The 255-nt window shown below is 62.0% G+C and carries 1 pseudogene; it reads right to left on the bottom strand.

The features are described from left to right. Positions 1-255, bottom strand: a pseudogene (locus R0J88_RS21715) (cytochrome o ubiquinol oxidase subunit III); the annotation flags it as partial.

Here is a 255-nt window from a genome sequence, read left to right as displayed (position 1 = left end):
GGACTTGTCCGGACCATGGCCGTTCACGATCAAGTGATGGAACTCATAGATTTCCATCGCGATGAAGCCTGCGCCACAGGCGAAGGTGATCATCAGCCACTTGATCACCGCGGAGCTGTCTCCGCGGTTCATGCCCAGCATCGCCAGGCCGTAGGTGAAGCTCGAGGCCAGCAGCAGCGCGGTCTCGACCAGCACGAAGTCCAGCTCGAAGATCTCGGCGCCCGTCGGGCCACCGGCATACGCCTGGCTCAGTAC

Source organism: Pseudoalteromonas sp. SIMBA_162, assembly GCF_046535955.1.
GTDB lineage: Bacteria > Pseudomonadota > Gammaproteobacteria > Enterobacterales > Alteromonadaceae > Pseudoalteromonas > Pseudoalteromonas marina.
Note: the sequence above shows the minus strand (reverse complement) of the source record. Positions and strands in the feature narration are given on the sequence as shown.